The sequence below is a fragment of the Sorangium sp. So ce726 genome (genome assembly GCF_051521405.1).
Classification (GTDB): Bacteria; Myxococcota_A; Polyangia; order Polyangiales; family Polyangiaceae; genus Sorangium.
The window spans coordinates 4,629,750-4,648,376 of sequence record NZ_CP150349.1 but is presented as its reverse complement, the minus strand read 5'-3'; the positions used below and the strand labels follow the sequence as shown (position 1 = coordinate 4,648,376).

Below are 18,627 nucleotides of genomic sequence, written 5' to 3'. Positions count from 1 at the left end.
TTCGCCTGGAAGCGCCTCCGGGGCAGCCGGCCCCGATCGCCCGTGCTCCTCAGGGCAGGACGCGCGTCTCCCGCGCCGCCGTCAGCGCCGCGCCGCCGGCCCAGGGCTCCATCCGGTCTCCCAGCGAGGCGCGCACCTTCGCGACCTCGTCCCGCGTGACGGCCGGCGCGCTGTTCCCCCAGCTCGACCGGACGTAGGTGAGCACCAGCGCGATGTCCTCGTCCGACAGCGTGACGCCGAGGTTGGGCATCACGTCGTTGTAGAGCGCGCCGTTCACCTCCATCGGCCCGGCGGCGCCGAGCAGCGTGATCCGGATCGGCGTCTCCTTGTCCTCGAGCAGCCATGAAGAGCCGGTGAGGGGCGGATAGCGGCCCGGCTTCCCCTCCCCCCTGGCCTGGTGACAGTTGGCGCACGAGCGATAGTAGATCTTGCCGCCCTGGGCGAGGTCCTCGTCCGGGACGCCGGAGGCCACCACGCCGCCCGCCGGCGTCCGGGCGTCCAGCTTCCTGAGAACCATCCACGGCAGCGCGAGCACGCCGAAGGCCACGATCAGCATGATCACCACGACGTGCGCCGTGCTCTGCGCTCCGTCTCGAGCATCGTCGCGCTTGCTTGTTGGACCCACGGGGTACTCCTCCGCCGCAGGTGAAGCGCACGCGTCCGCGGCCGTCAAGGATCCCCTGACGCCCGCGGACGCGCCTCGGCTCGGCGCTACGATGCGCTCGCCGCGGCCACGGCGACGCCGGCGCTCTCGCTCTTCGCGGCGGCGACGCGCGGCGCCTTCTTGCGGGTGACGCTGCGCTTGCCGTCGATGCTGACAGGCGCGTCCCCGTCCACCGTCACGCGGCGCACCACGCGGACCTGATCGCCGTAGTCGTTGATCGCGTAGTGCTGCGTGGCGCGGTTGTCCCAGACCGCCACGTCGCCCGCGGCCCACCGCCAGCGGACGGTGTTCTCGAGGCGCGTGACGTGCTCCTGGAGCACCTGGAAGAGGTGCGTCGAGTCGTGGGACGAGACGCCGAGCAGCCGCTTGACGAAGTGGCCGAGCACGAGCGACCGCTCCCCGGTCTCCGGGTGAACGCGCACGACGGGGTGCTCGGTCTCGTACACGGTCGACGTGAACACCTCCTGATAGCGCCGCACGTCGTCAGTCGACGAGTTCGGCTTCCGCGCCTGGTAGTCGTACTCGTTGCTGTGGACCGCCCACAGCGTGTCCGCGAGCGCGCGCAGCGCGGGCGGCAGATCCTGGTACGCGGTGACCGTGTTGGCCCAGACGGTATCGCCGCCCTGCGGCGGGATCACGAGCGCCCGGAGGATCGAGGCCCTCGGGTAGGCGTCCACGAACGTGACGTCGGTGTGCCACGAGTTCGCGCGTCCGCCCTCGCGCGAGTCGAGCTCATGGATGTAATCGGTGCCGTTGACCACAGGCACCGTCGGGTGCGCGACGGGCTTGGCGCCGAACAGCGTGGTGAGCGCCTCCTGCGAGGCGTCGTCGAGGTGGTGCTGGCCCCTGAAGAAGATGACCTTGTAACGCAGCCAGGCTTTTCGGATCTCGTTCACGGTGGTGGCGTCGAGATCGGCGCTGAGGCGCACGCCGCGCACCTCCGCGCCGATCCGGCCAGCGACGGGGACGATCTCGAGGACATTGTTGCTCTGGTTCTGTGTGGCGCTCATGCGGAGTTCTCCTCGTGGCAGAGAAAGCGATAAAGATGCTGGAATGGCGTCGCGGTGCAGGGGTCGGCTATCGACCTGTCAGCTCAGTGCGACGCCGGTTTGTGTGCGATGGCGAAGAGCCGCTTCCCCTCGAGCCGGATGCCCTCGGGCGTGCGGAAGGCCTCGAGCTCGCGCTGGATGTCCTCGATGGCCTGGCTGCGCAGCGACTCGGGCAGGTGGCCGAGGAAGTTGCCAAACGAGCTCGCCTGCGAGAAGGCGATGGCGGAGCGCCCGTCCGGCTGATGGTGCACGTTCTCCTGGGCCTCGATCTTCTGCACGGCGAAGCCGGCGCCCCCGAGCAAGCCGGCGAGCTCAACAGCCGTGACCCAGTGGGGCGTCCCATCCCGGGACTCCGGATAACGCGCGTAGGGCTCCCGCGAGAGCACCTCCCGCTTGATGGCCTGCAGGCGGTTCGGATGATCCTTCGCGCCCGTGGTGAGCCCGATCCGACCCCCCGGCTTGAGCAGGCGGTGGATCTGCCGCAGCGGCTCCGTCTTCTCGGGGAGCCAGTGGAAGACGGCGTTCAGGTACACGACATCGAAGCTGCCGGAGGGGAGCCCGTCGAGCGCGTAGGCGTTGCCGACCTGGAAGGAGAGGTTCGCCTTGGCCTTCTGCTGGGCGATCTCCACGCGCAGCGGCAGCGGGTCGATCCCGAGCACCTTGCCGCTCGGCCCGACGAGGCCCGCCACGTGCTCTGCGAGCAGCCCCGTGCCGCTTCCGACGTCGAGCACGTGATCGCCGGGGCGGACCCCGAGCTCGGCGATCAGCCGCTTTCCATGGCGGAACTGCCGATCGGCGCTGCGCACCTCGTAGTCCTGCGCGAGCTGGGGCGTATCGAAGACGAGACTGAGACCACTCATGCGACGGCTCCGTGAAAAGGTTGTTCTCGGGCGCACTCGGCGGGCTGATGGCCCGGGCGGCGCGCCGCCGCGCCCTCCGCGCCGGGTCGCTGCTCCGACGCGCGTCGCGTATCGCACGCGCCGTGCCAGGCATTTCCACGCGCTTCGGCCGGATTTCGCGCGCCGGGTGCTGCGTCACGAGCACGCGGTCAGCAGCGCCTGCTGCCGAGGCCGCACCGCGGCGCGAGCATGGCGCCGGAGCGGCGCAAGAGCGCGGCGGACAGGGCATGCCGGGTGTTCGAGCCCCGAACCATCCGGCGCTGGACGCGCGGTGTACAGCAAGAGTGGACCATTCGATAGGTTCACCTTTTCAGAAGGCGCCCTGCCCTCATCGGGCTCTGTCGGACCCGCCGCTGCGCTGTCCGCTCGATCGTCGATTGATCGACGTTCACATCCCTCCGACAGCAGACGACCGGTGACCGGATGAAGCGCGCGGCGCGGGGCGATGCGCGATGCGGCATCGCGAAGGCGCGACTCCACGCTCCCAAGCGCTCCTCTCCTGTGGCAGACTGCGCGCATGCTTTTTCAGGTCGTGAGGAACGGTTCACTCGTCGGCGCGCTGCTGCTCGCGGCGGGATGTAGCTCGGGCGGTGGCGAGGAGCAGCCCGGGGGCGAAGGGGGGTCGGGCGCCACGGTGGGCAGCGGCGGATCGGGCGCCCAAACGAGCGGCACAGGCGGCTCAGGCGGCGGGGGAGGCGCGAGCTGCGCGGAGTTCGCGATGCCCACCGACGTGGACTGCGCTGCGCCGATCGACGGCGTGCTGCCGGTGAACCTGCGCTGTACGGGGCTCTACGGGAACTTCGACCAGCGCGAGCTCGCGTGCGGTGTGCTCGAGTACAAGCCTGCCGTGGAGCTCTGGAGCGACGGCGCCAAGAAGCGGCGCTTCGTGTCCATCCCGAAAGGGCAGCACGTGGACACGAGCAATCCGGACGCGTTCATCTACCCGGAGGGGACCCAGTTCTGGAAGGAGTTCAGCGTGACGGGCCCGGGCGGCGCGCTGCGCCTCGGGGAGACTCGCCTCCTGCGCAAGACGGCCGCCGGCTGGGTCTACACGAGCTATGTGTGGTCCGAGGACGAGAAGCAGGCCATCCAGATGCAGAACGACTCCGGCGTGGAAGATCTCTACGGCACCGGCCACACGGTGCCGAACCGCGATCAGTGCAAGGAGTGCCACGTCGGACGCGCCGATTACGTCCTCGGCTGGGACGCGCTGATGCTCGGCTCCGGCGCCCAGGGGATCTCGCCCGAGACGCTGGTCGAGCTCGGCGTGATCGCGGACGCGAGCAATCTCGCCCTCACGATTCCTGGCAATGAGGTGGAGCGCCAGGCGCTCGGCTACCTGCACGCCAACTGCGGTGTGAGCTGTCACAATGATCTGACCGAGTCGGCGGCCCAGAAGACGGGCCTGTACCTGCGGCTCGAGGCGAGCGAGCTCGGCGATGTGATGGCCACGGATGCCGCCCGGACGGCCATCAACAAGCGCCCCGCGGAAAACGCGAAGTACGAGGGTCTCACGAACCCCGACCCCGCCAACTGGTACGACATCCGGCCGGGAGACCCGTCGCGCAGCTTGCTTGTCGCCCGCCAGGTGCTCCGCGGCTTCGAGGGGCAGATGCCGCGCATCGGGACGCACAAGGTCGACGATACGGGCGTGGAGGTGGTCTCGCGCTGGATCCAGGAGATGAAGGAAACCTATCCGCCGCCGGGCCCCTAGTACGGCCTCGCCCAGGTCCGTCTCCGGTTGCGTGCAAGATAGTGCCGAGCCTGCCCGGCCCCCGTGGAGGGGGCCGTAAAGGCGTCAACCAAGCTCGTTCGGTCACGCTAAGGGCACGAAGCCCGCCCCCCTCCGCCACACCATCGGTCACCGACGTGAACGTGAACGTGGACGTTTACGTGGTCGTGGACGTGGACGTTTACGTGGTCGTGGTCGTGGTCGTGGTCGTGGTCGTCAACGATAGGTCGTGAACGACCACGACCACGACCACGTAAACGTCTACGACCACGTAAACGTCCACGTCCACGTAAACGTCCACGACCACGTAAACGTTCGGATGTAGGAGAACGCGGCGCGAAGCTTGGTTAACGCCTATGCCACGGGGGCCTGTCGTGGGCGTGGAACGGGATGTGCAGGCTGCGGAATGCCAGGGAGGCGAAGCGCCCCAGGCATGTTCTGACGCCTCGGGGTGCGGCGCGGGGCGAAGGGCGCTGATAGCGCCCCCCGAGCCCCGAATGTCGGGAGATCGGCAGCTCGGATTCCCGCCGACCTCAAGCGTTCGCCAGGATCAGGTCGGTCCCGGGGCGCCGTCCGCGATCCATTTGCGCAAGATCTCGAGCTGCGCCGGGGTGACGGTCGGCCCCCCCGTGCTGGGCGGCATCACGCCCGAGATGCACTGCGCCGTGGAGGACTGCTGGCAACCCGCGCCCTCCGCCTTGCCGGCGGCCTTGAGGTAGAGCCAGCTGTGGTCGGGGTCGCCCGGGACGACGAGCTTGAACTGGCCGCCGTCGCGGGAGGGCACGTTGACCAGACCGTCGACGATCTCCCTGGAGCTGAGGCGGCCACCGAGCGACAGCCCCGCATTGGGGCCCGACTCGGCGTGGCAGCCGCTGCACAGGTTCGTCGCGCTCTCGAAGATGGGCCGCACCTTCTCGTGGAAGTACCCGGACTCCACCGGCAAAGGCGCATTGGGATCCCTGACATCCTCGGGGTCCAGGTTCTCCTTGATGATCTTGATCTCGGTATCCATCTCGCGGCATTGCGCGACGAGATCGTCCTTCAGCTTCTGATCCGTCGGCAGCATCCCCTTGGCGCGCCGGTAATTCTCCCACACGTTGTCGATCCAGCCGTGGAGCTTCCAGAACATGTAGTTGTCGATGTTCGCGTTGGTGTTGTTCACACCGTGCGTCGTGTTGCCCGGCCGCGCCCACTTGGCGTGCAGCACGAAGTGGAGCCCCACCCACGGCATGTTGGTCGCCCCCGCCAGCTTCTGACCCACGTTGCACTGAAGCCAGTAGCCGAGCTCGCCTTCGTCCTTGAACCTCGCGAGGTTCTCGGGCTTGGCGATCTCATCGCCGAGCTTTCCGGCTGCGAGGGCATCCGCGTCCCAGTTCTTCCACGCGGAGCGCCACTGGGACGGCACATCTTCCGCCTTGGTCGGGAACTTGGTGAAGCCCGTGAACTGCTCTTTATGATTGGGCCAGAGCTGCTGCAACGCCTGGATCATGTGGCGGTGAAACACAAGGAACTGATAGCCGTCGCCGGCGCTCTGACAGTTCTGATCCTTCGGGACCAGCTGCTTGAAGTTGCAGATGCCCACCTTGCTCCCGGCGCCGCCGAAGTTGCAGGCGCGGATCGCGTGCCACTCGACGTGAGCGTCCTGCCACCTGTTTTCGTACATCCAGTCCAGGACCTGGGGCTGCACCGTCGTATCAACGATGTCCGGACTGTTGTTGCCGGGCGGAAAGAACTCCGCCGGGCCATCCTTCATGTTGGGATCCGAGTCGCTCGGGTGCGGCATGTACCCGCTCACGCAGTGGTCGTACGCAGGATGGTCGTCCGGACCGCCGCCGACACCAGCGCCTCCGGTGCCCGCGCCCGAGCCCGAGCTCGAGCCCGAATCCGTACCCGTGCTCGCCTGCGAGCCAGCACCCGTGCCCGCACCCGAGCCTGAGTTCACGCTCGATTGCGAGCCTGCGCCGCCTGTCCCGCCTGTCGCCCCGGGTCCTTCCGCGCCGCCGCCCTCGGACGCGCCGCTCACCGAGTTGCCATCGTCACCAGCGCACGCGCTGAGCGACAACGCGGCCAGCGCCGCGAGGGTGGCCAGACACCGTCGGGATGTACGGAGGTCGGTTGCAGATACCTGGTGCAGATCGATAAATCGCATGTCGCTCTCTCAGGCTCTCAGGCCGTTAGGCTCAGTCCGTCAGGCGCAACCCGCCTCACCGAGGGCAGGTAACACAACTCTACCAGCGGCACGCGAACTTCGTCAACGGTGTTAACGAATGTACTGTATCCGTGTATTTATATACCCTGTGAACGCTCACAGGCAGACTGTGCAGTGTGGGCGGCCCTTTCGACGCCTGTTGGCTCAGTAGCCGGGCCGTCGGCTTCAGATGTCGAGACGACGAGGCGACTTGCTAGCGCCGGTGTCTCAGCGGACGTGGATGTCCGGCTTCGGCGCCGCGGCCATCCCCTCCCCGATATGGAAGCTCGGGTGAGGCGGCTGGTTGTAGGCGCCGTTTTGCCACGAGATGGCCACGCGGTACTGTGGATCGTGCATCAGGGTGTAGATCCGGTTCGTCGCGACCTGGTTCGTCGTGAAGATGCGGATCGAGTCGCCGCGCGAGTCGCTGGTCGCGCTCGGGGTGATCGAGGACGGGAGCGCGCTCGCGCTGTCGATTCCCGGCGACGACGTGGAGCGCCAGGCGCTCGGCTACCTGCACGCGAACTGCGGCGTGAGCTGCCACAACGACCTGCTCGAGTCGGCGGCCCAGGAGACGGGCCTGTACCTGCGGCTCGAGGCGAGCGAACTTGGCAGCGTGGCCACGACGGACGCGGTCCGGACGGGCATGAACAAGCGCCCTGCGGAGAACGCGAAGTACGAGGGGCTCACGACCCCCGATCCCGCCAACTGGTACGACATCCGTCCAGGGGATCCGTCGCGCGGCCTGCTTGTCGCCCGCCAGGAGCTCCGCGGCTTCGAGGGGCAGATGCCGCGCATCGCGACCCGCAAGGTCGACGACGCCGGCGTGCAGCTGGTCACGCAATGGATCCAGGGCATGACCGAGGCGAAGAACTACCCGCCCCCCGGGCCCTAGCTCGCCGATCTGATCCGCAAACACCATCAATTCCAAGCACTTCCGCTCGAACGCGACACCGGCCTGCGCCCGGTGAGGCCCTCGTCCCTTCCCCGCCCTCCCCGCGGCGGTCTCGGTCAGAGCCCCAGGACGTCGCCCTGGAGGGAGGAGGCCATGCGATCCCAGAGCGGCGTCTGCTTGAGGGCCTCCACGAGCTCCGCCCCGGTGGTGATAGGGGTGAAGGTGTTGTGGAGCTGGTTCTCGAACACATTTCCCAGGCTCTTCGGCTTCTTGCCCGTGACGTCCACGGGTTTCAGCGACGTCGGCAGCCAGCCGTACAGCTTGACCGTGTCGGTGCCGTCATAGCCACCGGTCGCATCGACGTTCAGGCCGAACAGCTGGGCGATGCGGTCGTACGAGATCTCGTAGCTGGTGTGGCCGACGTCGATCTCCACGTCAATCGACTTGCCCTTGATCTTCACCTGATCGACGATGGCATTCTCGATCTGCTTCCAGGTGTTGCCGGTGCCCACGTTCAGGTTGCGCGACATCGGCACGAGGTTGCAATAGTCATCGGCGGAATCCGCGTCGGCGTCGTTCACGCTCCATAGCTCGTGCGGGATCAGGTGTCCGCCCTCGAAGACTTCGCTGGTGCCTCCAGCCCGCAGGTAGAACTCGTCGACGCCTATCTTGCCGATGACACCGCTCTTGTGTGTCTTCCGGGCGGGAGTCTTGTCCTTCTTACCGTTGGGGGCGATGGACGCCTCGACGCTCCCGGGCACCGTCGTGGTGCCCGACTTCGGATCGTGGAGCATCGACCGGACCTTGGCCTGCACCGTCTTCTGGCTCTGCGTGAAATAGTCGTAGTCGATGGTGTCGAGCAGGTCGGTTACCGGCGGATCATACCTGAGCTCCTTGTAATCGAACGACGTCACCTTGCGCTGGATGACGGGCGCCGCGGGCGCGGCGGCCGCAGCCGGGGCGCCGGCACGCCCGAGCAGATCGCTCGCCGACTGTCCGGCCGCCACCCGCCGGGCGACGGCCTCGGCCTGCTGCTCGTGACGGTCGCCCGGCGTGTCGATCCCCCGCGGGAGCCGGACGCCGGCGCGCTGCTGCACCACGTGGGCCGCCTCGTGGGCGGCGTCGTGGAGGCTCGGCCAGCCGTCGAACACCACGTGATCGCCGGTGGCATACGCCGCGGCGCCCATCGCCCGGGCGCTCGCCGACGCGTCGCTCCCGAGGTGGGCCCGGACAGCGCTGATGTCGTGATCGCCGAACGCCCGCTGGATCCTCGCGGCATGGGGGAGCGCCGTGGAGGGCGTCCGGAGACCTCGCGCGGCCGCGCCCCGGAGCGCCCTGCCGTCCGAGGTCGCCCCGACCCCGGCCCGCGCCGCCTTGCGCTGGATCGTTCCCGCGCCATCGAGCTGCCCGAACGCCGGCCCGGAGAGCACTTCCCCGAAGCGGGGCGAACCGATGCCGAGATCCGGCGTGATGGACCTCGTCGGCGACGGGTGCACCGCCGAGAGAGGGATCGCCGTCGCCGGGCCGGCCGGTCTGCGCGCCAGGACCTTCATGGCATCGTGGAGCGTCGCTTCATCCACACCGATGAAGCGAACATCGATTGACGAATAACCCGGCGGACGGCTCGACGTCAACGGGCCCGCTCGTGGCCTTGACGGCGAGCGGGCGCCCCGGCTAGCCTCGCCGAGTGGCGTTGAGGACGGCGGCGCCGGCGAGCAAGGGCACCATCGACCGCGGGTCCCCCTCGCGGCGACCGCACGGGCCTACACGCTCCGGGACGCTGGTCTCCCCCGCGGCCCCGTTCGCGGGCGCCCTGCCTGGTGAATGGGAGCCGGCCTCGCTCGGGGAGACCCGGCCGAGGCGCCGGCTCGGCGACGGCCCCTCGCCCCGGCGCGTCGCGTTGATGGGGGTCTCCGGGCCCTCCGAGCGCCTCCCGCACCTCGCGCGGATCCAGGGGCTGTTCGGCGCGCATGACCTCTCCGGCGTCCGGGCGTTCACCGGTGCTCGCGCCCGCCTGGCGTGCAATGCGCTCGGCGCCGAGGGGATGACGTTCGGCGAGCGGGTGGCGTTCTCGAGCCGCCCCTCGCTCCGCACCGCCGCGCACGAGGCGACCCACGTCGTCCAGCAGCGGCGCGGGCTCCGGCTCCCTGGAGGCCTCGGCCGCGCGGGCGACGCGTTCGAGCGGCAGGCCGACGCGGTGGCGGAGCTGGTCGTCCAGGGGCGATCGGCGGCTCCACTGCTCGATCGGGTGGCGGCGAGCAGCGGAGGGGAATCGGGCGCGGGCGGTGCGCCCCCGGTCCAGCTCACGCCGATCAAGGCGGGCAGCAAGGGAGAAACGGCGGCCAAGAGGGGGGCGAAGCTCTTCGACGACTTCACCAAGGAGACCGACGCCCTGAATCCGAAGGTCACGAACTACGCCAACGACCTCATCGCCAACAAGACCACGTACGCTGAGGAGAAGGCGCTGGGATTCGTCGAGTGGGCGAAGTCGACGACACAGGCCTCGCAGCGGTACTACGCCGAGTGGAAGGCCGCGGAGAACAGCTCCGGTGGCGTCCTCGAGAGCGCCTTCGGGAGGAGCGACATCACCGATCCGGACGTGACGGTCAACCTCACGGGGCCCTCGCGCAAGCGCGCGCTCGAGGTAAAACAGGTGGACTCGGCGGAGGTGACCGCCGTCGACGCGCACGTCGAGAAGGCCGTCGAGCAGCTCGCGAAGCGCGTGCAGACAGAGCAGCTCGGCAAGAAGAAGTACGACGAGCACGCGGCGGAGGTGTTCATCCAGCACGACGACAACACCTGGCCTTATACCGCGACCGATTGGAACAAGCTCGCCGTGGCGCCCAGCTCCGCGCAGGTCGAGGCGCAGTTCAAGAAGCGCTTCGCAAAGAAGCATACGACCAAGGTCACGGCGAACGCCGCGCCGACGGGCCAGCCGATCGCGTTCACCTTCCACAGCCCGCTATGGCCCACGACCACCTTCAACTTCTAGCCGCTCCCGGGCCGTCCCCCGCCCCCGGAGGCTCCAGGTGACGAGCCCCGCCGGGACGGTGCTGCGCGACGTCAGCATCAGCCTGGGGGCGCTGATCCGCGAGCGGGTCTACCTGGAGACGCCGGGCGACGTCGACGTCGAGTACTTCTCTCCGAGCATGGAGGACCCGACGAAGCAGGGCCGCCGGCCGCTCATCCTGGTCTATCTCTACAGCATCAGCGATAACCCCTATCTCCGCAACTCCCCCTCCACCATCGTCAGGACCCAGACCGGGTTCGCCCGCCGCGCCGCACCGGTGGTCGTCGATCTCCTGTACATGTTCGTGTCCTACGCGCAGAACGTGGAGATCGAGCTCATCCTTGTCGACGAGCTCAAGCGGCTCTTCGCTGACGTCCCGGTGCTCCAGGGCGACGCCCTGAAGGGCGCGCTCCGGGCGACCGGCAACGAATCGCTCGGGATTGTGCCCGACAACCTGAGCCTGGAGCAGATCCACCGCATCTGGGCGGGCTTCCCCAACAAACCCGTCCGGCTCTCGCTCTATTACACGATCACGCCGGTGCGCATCCCCCGCGCCACCGAGGCGCCCGTCGATCGGGTGCTCGAGGTCGCCACCTCGCTCACGGCCCGCGGCCCGGGGGAGCCCGCGAAGGACGGCGCGCCGTGAGCAGCGCAATGGGAGAGGTCAAGACCCTGCTCTCCCTCGCCGCCCTCGTCGTCGACGCGCGGTCGAAGGCGCCAATCCCGGACGCGACGCTTCGTTTTCTCGACGCGACGCGGCACAGGGCAGCCCATGTGACGTCCGATGGCTATCGGGTATTCGTCGGCATCCCCCCTGGCCCCGCGCGGGTCCAGGTGACCGCGCCGGGATATCGGACGCTGGACACCAGCGTCGAGATCCCCACAGCGCCGACGCTTGCCAACGCGGTGCTCGAGTTCTCGCTCGAACGTGATGCCGACTTCCGTCGTCGTTGACACCGAACGGGGCTCGACTGTAACGTCCGCACGCAGCGGTCTTTGGCCGCCCTTCGACCGGCTCGACAGACCAGGCCCACTCCCATGAGCAACGCATACCTGCATCCGGGCGTATACGTCGAGGAGCTTCCGGGACCGCAGCAGGTCACGGGGGTGGGGACGAGCACCACGGTCTTTATCGGGTGGACGGAGCAGGGGCCCGTCAACACGCCGACACTCATCGACAGCTGGAACGCGTTCACGCGAACATTCGGCAGCTTCGTCTTTGGACGGAACGTGGCCTTCGCGGTCTACAACTACTTCGCCGAGGGGGGTGCGATCGGCTATGTCGTGAACGCCACGACCAGCGTCCCCGGGTCGATGCTCCCCGCCAAGCTGACGGAGGGCGATCTCGTGATCTCGGCCGCCGCCCCCGGCTCGTGGGGCAATAGCCTCGCGATCCTCATCGAGAACTACCCGACCGAGAACCCGCCCTCGGGCACCCCGCTGCCGGTCTTCGTGCTCAGCGTCATCTACATGGCCCCCACCGGCACGCCGACGACGACCGACGACTTGGTGGCCCGCTACGCGCAGACCAACAACATCCCGCTCTCGGGGCAGGAGGGCGCCAGCTACTGGGTGGTCGAGCAGTTCCCCGGGCTCACCGCGGCCGACATGATGAAGCCGACGGTGACCGCGGTGAGCGGGATCGAGAGCAAGATCAACTCCCGATCGCTCTTCATCCGTGTCCAGGTCACGGATACCGCCGGCGCGCGCCCGAGCAACCTCATCACGCCGACGCCGCTCCAGGGCGGTGCAGGCGACCTGACCCAGACGCCGATCGACTACGCCACGGCGCTCGCCACGCTGGACCCGCTCACCGATATCAGCCTGGTCGTGGCGCCCGACACGGCGATGATCGACGACCTCGGGAAGCAGCGCGCGACGGTGCAGGAGATCATCTCGTACTGCGAGGCGCGCAACCCGCGCGATCTGTTCATGATCGCCGATGCCCCCTATGGCCTCGACGTGCAGGACGTGACGGCCTTCAAGACGGGCGCCGCCTCCCCGGACGGGACGGTGCCGGCCGGGGCCGCGCTCAACTCGTCGTATGGAGCGATCTATTATCCCTGGATCGATTTCTTCAACGGGCTGACGTCGATCAGCGTGCCCATGCCGCCCTCCGGGCCCATCGCCGGCACGTACGCCGAGACGGACACCCGCGTCGGCGTGTGGAAGGCCCCCGCCGGGATCAAGGACGGCAAGCTGGCGTCGGCGGTCAGCCTGCCGATCCTGGTCACCTCCGCAGATCAGGACACGCTGAACCCGAACGGGATCAACGCCATCCGCCTGCTGCCCCGCTACGGCATCGTCAGCTACGGGGCGCGCACGCTCTCGCTGGATCCCAGCCTGGTTTACGTCAACGTGCGCCGCCTGCTGACCTATATCGAGATGTCGCTGTACTGGGGCACGCAGTGGGTCGTCTTCGAACCGAACGAGCAGCAGCTCTGGGGCGCCGTGAACCGCGACGTCTCCCAGTTCCTGACCCAGCTCTGGCAGGCCGGGGGCCTCGCCGGAGACAAGGAGTCGGACGCCTTCATGGTGCAGGTGAACGCGGCGAACAACCCGCCCGAGTCGAGGAACCAGGGCATCCTCTACATCGACGTCAGCGTGGCGCCGGTGCGCCCCGCCGAGTTCGTGGTCATCCGCATCCAGCAATCGGCGCTACCGAACGGGTAGCAGCAGGCGCGAGGCACCCCTCGGGGAGGAGAACAGCGAGGTCCGGCCATGGCCGAGAGAGTGGATCCTTACAAGAATTTCCGGTTTCGCGTCGAGATTCAGGGCATCCAGGTGGCCGCGTTCGCCAACGCCACCATCCCGAGCGAGACGATGGATGCCATCGACTACCGCGAGGGCACCGATCCCTACATCCGCAAGCTCTCCGGGATGCCGAAGGTGAGCACGCTGACGCTCAAGCGCGGTATCTCGAGCTCGCTCGAGCTCTACGAGTGGTGGCGCACCGGGAGCCAGCTCGGCGCGGGCGGGCCCGGCGTCCGCAAGAACGTCTCCGTGGTGCTGATGGACGACGCTGGCAACGACGCCGCCCGCTGGGACATCTTCAACGCCTGGCTGACGAAGTACGAGCCGGGCGATCTCGACGCGAGGAGCAGCGACGTCCTGATCGAGTCGGTCGAGGTCGCGCTGGAGAGCGTCAAACGGTCGCAGTGACCGCCGGAGGGCCCCGATGAACGCGTTCAGCACCGAGTTCCCGTTCACCTTGAAGCTCGGCTACGCCGACGAGAACGGCGATCTCCACCGCGAGGGGACGATGCGCCTGGCGACGGCGGGCGACGAGATCCTGCCGCTGCGTGATCCGCGGGTGCAGCAGAACCCGAGCTACCTCTCGATCATCCTCCTCTCCCGGGTGGTGACGCGCCTCGGGTCGCTCGCGATGGTGACCCCAAAGGTCATCGAGGGCCTCTTCGCGGCCGATTTCGCGCTGCTCCAGGACATGTACAACCGGATCAACGAGCGCGGGCGCGACGCCTTCGAGTCCGCCTGCCCCAAGTGCGGCCACGTGCTCGAGGTGGAGGTGCCGGCGTCCCGGGACAGATGAAGGGCTATCCCCTCGACGCGCTGTACGAGGAGATAGCCTTTCTCGGTTACTACCTTCACTGGGATTATCTGACGCTGATGGGGCTCGATCACCGCGAGCGCCGGCGCTGGTGCGAGGAGATCAGCCGCATTAACCGCGAGGTCGGGGGGATCGGGACGAGGGAGAGGTCGCTCGTCGATCTTTGACGAGCAGGGACGCGAGGAGCGAGATGCCGGTCATCGGAGGGAGCGCCGCCGTAGCCTTGGCTTCGCGGATGGGGGTCCGCGACGATCCCTATTTCGGCTTCAATTTCCTTGTCGAGATCCAGGGCCTCATCGCGGGGGGCTTCACCAGCGTCAGCGGGCTCCGTATCTCGACCGAGGTCGTGCCGGTCCGGGAGGGGGGCCTCAACACCCACGAGTACAAGCTCCCCGGCGGCACGAGCTACAGCGATCTCGTCCTCCGCCGGGGCGTATCCGATCTCGATCTGCTCTGGGGCTGGTACCAGGACGTCATCGCGGGCAAGGTGAGCCGGCGCAACGGGACGATCTACCTCCTGAGCCACGCCAACATCCCCGTGAAATGGTGGGATTTCGTGCGGGCTTATCCCGTCGCCTGGGAGGGGCCCGAGTTCGACGCGAGCTCGAACCAGGTGCTCTTCCAGGCGCTCACCATCGCCCACGAGGGCCTCTTCAACGGCCCGGGCTTCTGATGCTGAGCCGGCGAGCCGCCCCGCGGGAGCCTGCCTGGCCGGCCGCGCTCCGCGCCGCGATGCGGTTGTCCGCGTCGATCCTCGGTCGCCACGGGCGCGATCCGCTGAAGATGCCGGCGCTCCGGCTGGTGCTCCTCTCGCTGGCGCGGAGGGCGGCGCCGGCGCCTCGCGGGACGTGGACGCTGAACCTCTCCCTGAGCCTGTCCTGGGCGGCGAGCGCGGCGGGCGCCCTGGCCCGCGCGCCGGAGCGGACCGCGGTCGTTCGACAGCCCGGCTCCGCTGCGGGGCCGGCCGGGACAAGGGCGCAGCCGGCCGGGACAAGGGCGCAGCCGGCCGGGACAAGGGCGCAGCCGGCCGGGACAAGGGCGCAGCCGGCCGGGACAAGGGCGCAGCCGGCCGGGACAAGGGCGCAGCCGGCCGGCACGTTGGTGCAGTCGGCCGGGACAAGGGCGCAGCCGGCCGGCACGTGGGCGCAGCCGGCCGGGACAAGGGCGCAGCCGGCCGGCACGTGGGCGCAGCCGGCCGGGATGTGGGTGGTGCCAGCCGGCACGTGGGCGCAGCCGGCCGGGACAAGGGCGCAGCCGGCCGGGACAAGGGCGCAGCCGGCCGGCACGTGGGCGCAGCCGGCCGGGATGTGGGTGGTGCCAGCCGGCACGTGGGCGCAGCCGGCCGGCACGTGGGCGCCCTGGCCCGCCATGCGTCCGGTGGACCGCGTGCTCGCCCGGGTCGCGCCAGCCGGGGATCCGGCATCGAGTGCGCCGACGCGCCCCGGAGCAGGAGCGCGGCGCGGCCGCCTCGATATCACCGCCCGCCCGGCGATAGCCGAGCGCCCCCTGCTCACGCCGCGCGCCGCGCCTCGATCGGCACCGGCCGTCGCGCACACACCGGCCGCCGCCTCTGCGCCGCGAGGGCTCGTGGCGCGATCGATGATGCGGATCGCGCCCGCGCTCGCCAGCGCGAGGCCGCTCGAGCGATCGCGCGCAGACCCCGCCGGTGCGCGCGCCGCGGCCTCGCCCGCCCGCCCCTCGAGCGATCCTGTCGATCGGGGCTCGCGCTCCCCAGCTCCGCGGGCCGTCGACCGCGCGCTCGCCCGGGTGGCTCCGCGGACTGTTGTGGCTCACGCCGCCGCCGAGCGGGTGGCGGTCCTCTCTCCAGCCGCCAGCGCGCCGCCCCGCGGGCAGCCCTCGTTCGCTCGATCCATGGATCGCTCGCTCGACGGCGCGGAGGCGCGAGCGATCCAGCCGCTGTCGTTCACCCATGCGACCAGGGTCTCCGAGGCGCGCTCCCGCGCGCTGGAGGCCGGCAGCGGCCGCCCGGCGCTCCGGATGGGCCCTCCGCCGGCGATCGAGCTCGCGCGCGATCCGCTCTCGGCGGCGCGCAACGGCGGCGCGCAGGCCGCCGCGCGGAGCGACCGGGAGCCGCCCGCGGCGGTCCGCGTGGAGGCCAGGGGCCCGCGACAATCGCCCTCGCCGCCGCCCGCGCCCTCGCCGCCGCAGCCGTCGTTCATGGTCGACCGCCTCTCCCGCGACGAGGTGCTCAAGCTGACCGATCGCGTGCTCACCGAGATGGACAAGCGAAGGAGCCTCCGGGCCGATCGAAAGGCGCTCAGATGACGCTGCGCAAGGCCATCATCAAGGACCTCTCCAGCAACGACGAGATCGAGGTGATGTACAATCCGGTCGAGTACACGAGCTCCTCCGATCTCGTGATCTCGAAGGTCGGGACGACCCTCCAGTTCGAGCGCCTCGAGTCGCCGACCTTCACGGTGAGCCTGTTCTTCGATACCTACGAGCTCGGCGCCGACGTCCGCACGGCCACCGGGCGGATCACCGCGCTGCAGGCGCCCGTCGGGCCGGGGGCCAAGCGCGAGCCTCCGACGTGCCTCTTCCTGTGGGGGGGGTTCAGCTACGAGGGGCTCGTCCGCAGGGTCGAGCAGCGCTTCACCATGTTCCTCCCCTCGGGCGTCCCGGTCCGGGCCGATCTCACGGTGACCTTCGAGCAGGTGATGTCCGCCGTCCAGGCGGTGCAGAACGCCGGGCTCGATAACTGCCCCAAGCTCCACACCGTCGCCCAGGGCGAGCGGCTCGATCTCATCGCCTACCGCGAGCTCGGCGACGCCTCGGCCTGGCTGCAGATCGCCGAGCTCAACGATCTCGACGATCCCCTGAATTTCCCGAAGCAGGAGCAGATAGGCATGGTCCTCGCCATCCCCGATCTGCACCGGCCCCCCGCCGCGAGCAGGGCCGGCTGGGCCGCGGGCCTGCCGCCGTCGAGGACCTGATGGGGCTCATCCAGGTCTCGGCCGCCGGCTCGCTGCTCCCCGACGAGATGATCGCGGCGATGGTCCGCGCCGAGGTCGAGCAAGAGCTGAACATGCCGTCGATGTGCCGCATCGAGATGGGCAGCGTCGACTACGCCGACGGGGCATGGCAGGGCGTCGATCTCACCTCCTTCCGGATCGGCGACCCGCTGGTCGTCGCCTTCGGCGAGCCCCAGTCCAGGGTGATCTTCGAGGGCGAGATCGGGGGGATCGAGGCGACCTTCGCCCGGGAGAGCACCGTCGAGATCCGGGGCTACGACGCGCTCTACGCGCTCCAGTTCGGGACGGCCCAGCGGATCTTCGAGGGCATGACCGACGAGCAGATCGCCGCGCACATCGCCGAGCAGCACGGGCTCACGATCGAGCCTGCGGCGGGCATGACCCAGGTGACGTATCCCTATGTGATCCAGCCCGATCAGAGCGACTATGCGTTCCTCTCGGCCCGCGCCGCCCGGATGAACTACGAGATCCAGGTGGACGGGAGGCAGCTCTACTTCGGGCCGACGCGGGCGGGACAAGGGGCGATGATGACGCTCAGGTTCAACGAGGGGGTGCCCCGGGTGACGGTGCGGGTCAAGGCGGTCAAGCAGGGATCGACCGTGCAGCGCGTGGGCTGGGACCCTCGCGCCAAGCAGGCGATCGTCGCCAGCGTGGCCTCCGGCCCCTCGTCGCTCCGGATGGGCGGGACCGAGACAGGCTACGAGATGTCCTCCGCGATCGCCCCCTCCCCGGTCGCGGCGATGGATCCGGAGATCGTCGACGCCGCCTCGGCCCGCGCGCTCGCCGAGGCCGCGTACGAGGCCGATCTCGACGATTTCATCGAGGGCACCCTCCTGATGCTCGGCAACCCGGCCGCCAAGCCCGGGATCAACGTCGGTGTCGAGGGGATCGGCCCCCGGCTGAGCGGCCTCTATTACGTCACGGCCGCCAAACACGTCTACACGATGCAGGACGGCTACACCACCGAGCTGACGCTGCGGAGGACCGGCGTATGAGTGACCCCCAGGGCAGCTACGAGCGCGTCATGCCCGGCGTCGTCGTGGGGATCGTCCGGCAGACCACGGGCGACCCCGAAAACCTCGGCCGGATCCGGGTCGAATACAAGATGTTCAGCGGGACGATCCTGTCCAGCTGGTGCCGTGTCGCCTCGTTCTTCGCGGGCAAGGACCGGGGGGCCTATTTCCTCCCCGAGCCCGAGACCGAGGTCCTCGTGGCGTTCGAGGCCGGGAACATGAACGTGCCCTACGTGATCGGGGCGCTCTGGAACGGGCAGGACACCCCGCCGGTGGCGGGCGAGGCGCAGCAGCAGAGCGTGAAGGTGATCAAGACCCGCGGCGGGAGCGTCATCAAGATCGACGACACCGAGGGCTCCGAGCAGATCCAGATCGTCGACAAGAGCGGATCCAACAGCATCCTCATCGACATCGCCGCGAAGCGGGTGGCGATCACGTCGGAGGGCAACATCGATCTGACCGCCTCGCAGGGCAAGATCACCCTGACGGCGGCCGATGTCCAGATCAGCGCGACGAACGGCCTCACGATGTCGGCGGGCGCGGAGGGGGCCAAGCTGACCGCCGGCGGCACGGTGGTCGTCCAGGGCACGCAGATCCGGCTGAACTGAGGAGGCAC

General features: G+C 69.2%; 21 protein-coding genes. 14 read left to right on the top strand and 7 right to left on the bottom strand.

The annotated features are described in order from the left end of the window. Positions 1-49: 49 nt before the first annotated feature. From WME79_RS17370 to WME79_RS17360, 3 genes are all read right to left on the bottom strand, one after another. On the bottom strand, positions 50-625 hold the full coding sequence (locus WME79_RS17370) for a c-type cytochrome (RefSeq protein WP_437536904.1): 576 nt from the start codon (positions 623-625) through the stop codon (positions 50-52). 86 nt (positions 626-711) lie between these two features. Next, positions 712-1,674 carry a TauD/TfdA dioxygenase family protein gene (locus tag WME79_RS17365; protein ID WP_437536901.1) on the bottom strand — a complete coding sequence of 321 codons (963 nt, stop codon included), beginning with the start codon at positions 1,672-1,674 and terminating at the stop codon, positions 712-714. An 83-nt stretch (positions 1,675-1,757) separates the two neighbouring features. Beyond that, positions 1,758-2,573, bottom strand: a complete 816-nt coding sequence (locus tag WME79_RS17360; protein ID WP_437536898.1) for a class I SAM-dependent methyltransferase — start codon at positions 2,571-2,573, stop codon at positions 1,758-1,760. Positions 2,574-3,144: 571 nt separating this feature from the next. Here WME79_RS17360 and WME79_RS17355 point away from each other — a divergent pair. Next, entirely contained in the window at positions 3,145-4,326 is a 1,182-nt protein-coding gene (locus tag WME79_RS17355) for a hypothetical protein (protein WP_437536895.1), read from the top strand. A 568-nt stretch (positions 4,327-4,894) separates the two neighbouring features. Here the strand turns inward: WME79_RS17355 and WME79_RS17350 are convergent. Together WME79_RS17350 and WME79_RS17345 are read right to left on the bottom strand one after the other, a co-directional pair. Next, positions 4,895-6,367 (bottom strand): hypothetical protein, encoded by a 1,473-nt coding sequence (locus tag WME79_RS17350; protein ID WP_437536892.1) that lies wholly within the window; start codon positions 6,365-6,367, stop codon positions 4,895-4,897. Positions 6,368-6,760: 393 nt separating this feature from the next. After that, the gene (locus tag WME79_RS17345) at positions 6,761-6,889 is read right to left on the bottom strand and encodes a hypothetical protein (RefSeq protein ID WP_437536889.1); all 129 of its coding nucleotides are present in this window, start codon (positions 6,887-6,889) and stop codon (positions 6,761-6,763) included. Positions 6,890-6,926: 37 nt separating this feature from the next. Here WME79_RS17345 and WME79_RS17340 point away from each other — a divergent pair, with 37 nt between their 5' ends. Further along, positions 6,927-7,427 carry a hypothetical protein gene (locus WME79_RS17340; RefSeq protein WP_437536887.1) on the top strand — a complete coding sequence of 167 codons (501 nt, stop codon included), beginning with the start codon at positions 6,927-6,929 and terminating at the stop codon, positions 7,425-7,427. Positions 7,428-7,543: 116 nt separating this feature from the next. Here WME79_RS17340 and WME79_RS17335 read toward each other — a convergent pair whose 3' ends face one another. Next, positions 7,544-8,980, bottom strand: coding sequence for an eCIS core domain-containing protein (locus WME79_RS17335; protein WP_437536884.1), 1,437 nt, complete (start codon positions 8,978-8,980; stop codon positions 7,544-7,546). A 134-nt stretch (positions 8,981-9,114) separates the two neighbouring features. On the opposite strand from WME79_RS17335, the gene WME79_RS17330 reads away from it, so the two are divergent. The 8 genes from WME79_RS17330 to WME79_RS17295 all read left to right on the top strand — a co-directional run bounded on the left by WME79_RS17330 (position 9,115) and on the right by WME79_RS17295 (position 14,678). Then, positions 9,115-10,419, top strand: coding sequence for an eCIS core domain-containing protein (locus WME79_RS17330; RefSeq protein WP_437536881.1), 1,305 nt, complete (start codon positions 9,115-9,117; stop codon positions 10,417-10,419). A 37-nt stretch (positions 10,420-10,456) separates the two neighbouring features. Further along, on the top strand, positions 10,457-11,083 hold the full coding sequence (locus WME79_RS17325; protein WP_437536879.1) for a DUF4255 domain-containing protein: 627 nt from the start codon (positions 10,457-10,459) through the stop codon (positions 11,081-11,083). An 8-nt stretch (positions 11,084-11,091) separates the two neighbouring features. Then, entirely contained in the window at positions 11,092-11,391 is a 300-nt protein-coding gene (locus tag WME79_RS17320; RefSeq protein ID WP_437536876.1) for a carboxypeptidase-like regulatory domain-containing protein, read from the top strand. 84 nt (positions 11,392-11,475) lie between these two features. After that, positions 11,476-13,110: a phage tail sheath family protein gene (locus WME79_RS17315; protein WP_437536873.1), complete on the top strand. Its 1,635-nt coding sequence runs from the start codon at positions 11,476-11,478 to the stop codon at positions 13,108-13,110. A gap of 48 nt (positions 13,111-13,158) precedes the next feature. Next, positions 13,159-13,599 carry a phage tail protein gene (locus WME79_RS17310; protein WP_437536870.1) on the top strand — a complete coding sequence of 147 codons (441 nt, stop codon included), beginning with the start codon at positions 13,159-13,161 and terminating at the stop codon, positions 13,597-13,599. A gap of 16 nt (positions 13,600-13,615) precedes the next feature. Beyond that, positions 13,616-13,987: a phage tail assembly protein gene (locus WME79_RS17305; protein WP_437536867.1), complete on the top strand. Its 372-nt coding sequence runs from the start codon at positions 13,616-13,618 to the stop codon at positions 13,985-13,987. Then, positions 13,984-14,172 (top strand): DUF6760 family protein, encoded by a 189-nt coding sequence (locus WME79_RS17300; protein ID WP_437536865.1) that lies wholly within the window; start codon positions 13,984-13,986, stop codon positions 14,170-14,172. The genes WME79_RS17305 and WME79_RS17300 overlap by 4 nt, the downstream gene beginning before the upstream one ends. Before the next feature lie 68 nt (positions 14,173-14,240). Beyond that, positions 14,241-14,678, top strand: a complete 438-nt coding sequence (locus tag WME79_RS17295; RefSeq protein WP_437536862.1) for a phage tail protein — start codon at positions 14,241-14,243, stop codon at positions 14,676-14,678. Here WME79_RS17295 and WME79_RS17290 read toward each other — a convergent pair. Continuing rightward, complete coding sequence (locus WME79_RS17290) at positions 14,659-15,375, bottom strand: hypothetical protein (RefSeq protein ID WP_437536859.1); 717 nt, start codon at positions 15,373-15,375, stop codon at positions 14,659-14,661. The genes WME79_RS17295 and WME79_RS17290 overlap by 20 nt on opposite strands. 502 nt (positions 15,376-15,877) lie before the next feature. Between WME79_RS17290 and WME79_RS17285 the strand changes: the two genes are divergently transcribed. Genes WME79_RS17285 through WME79_RS17270 form a run of 4 tightly spaced genes read left to right on the top strand, consistent with a single transcriptional unit; the run spans position 15,878 to position 18,619 of the window. Then, a complete protein-coding gene (locus WME79_RS17285; protein ID WP_437536856.1) occupies positions 15,878-16,291 on the top strand; it encodes a hypothetical protein in 414 nt (137 codons plus the stop codon). Further along, positions 16,288-16,959 (top strand): CIS tube protein, encoded by a 672-nt coding sequence (locus WME79_RS17280; RefSeq protein WP_437536854.1) that lies wholly within the window; start codon positions 16,288-16,290, stop codon positions 16,957-16,959. The genes WME79_RS17285 and WME79_RS17280 overlap by 4 nt, the downstream gene beginning before the upstream one ends. Then, positions 16,959-17,993, top strand: coding sequence for a phage late control D family protein (locus WME79_RS17275; protein WP_437536851.1), 1,035 nt, complete (start codon positions 16,959-16,961; stop codon positions 17,991-17,993). Before WME79_RS17280 ends, WME79_RS17275 begins: the two co-directional genes overlap by 1 nt. Continuing rightward, a complete protein-coding gene (locus tag WME79_RS17270) occupies positions 17,990-18,619 on the top strand; it encodes a phage baseplate assembly protein V (RefSeq protein ID WP_437536848.1) in 630 nt (209 codons plus the stop codon). The genes WME79_RS17275 and WME79_RS17270 overlap by 4 nt, the downstream gene beginning before the upstream one ends. Positions 18,620-18,627 lie beyond the last annotated feature (8 nt).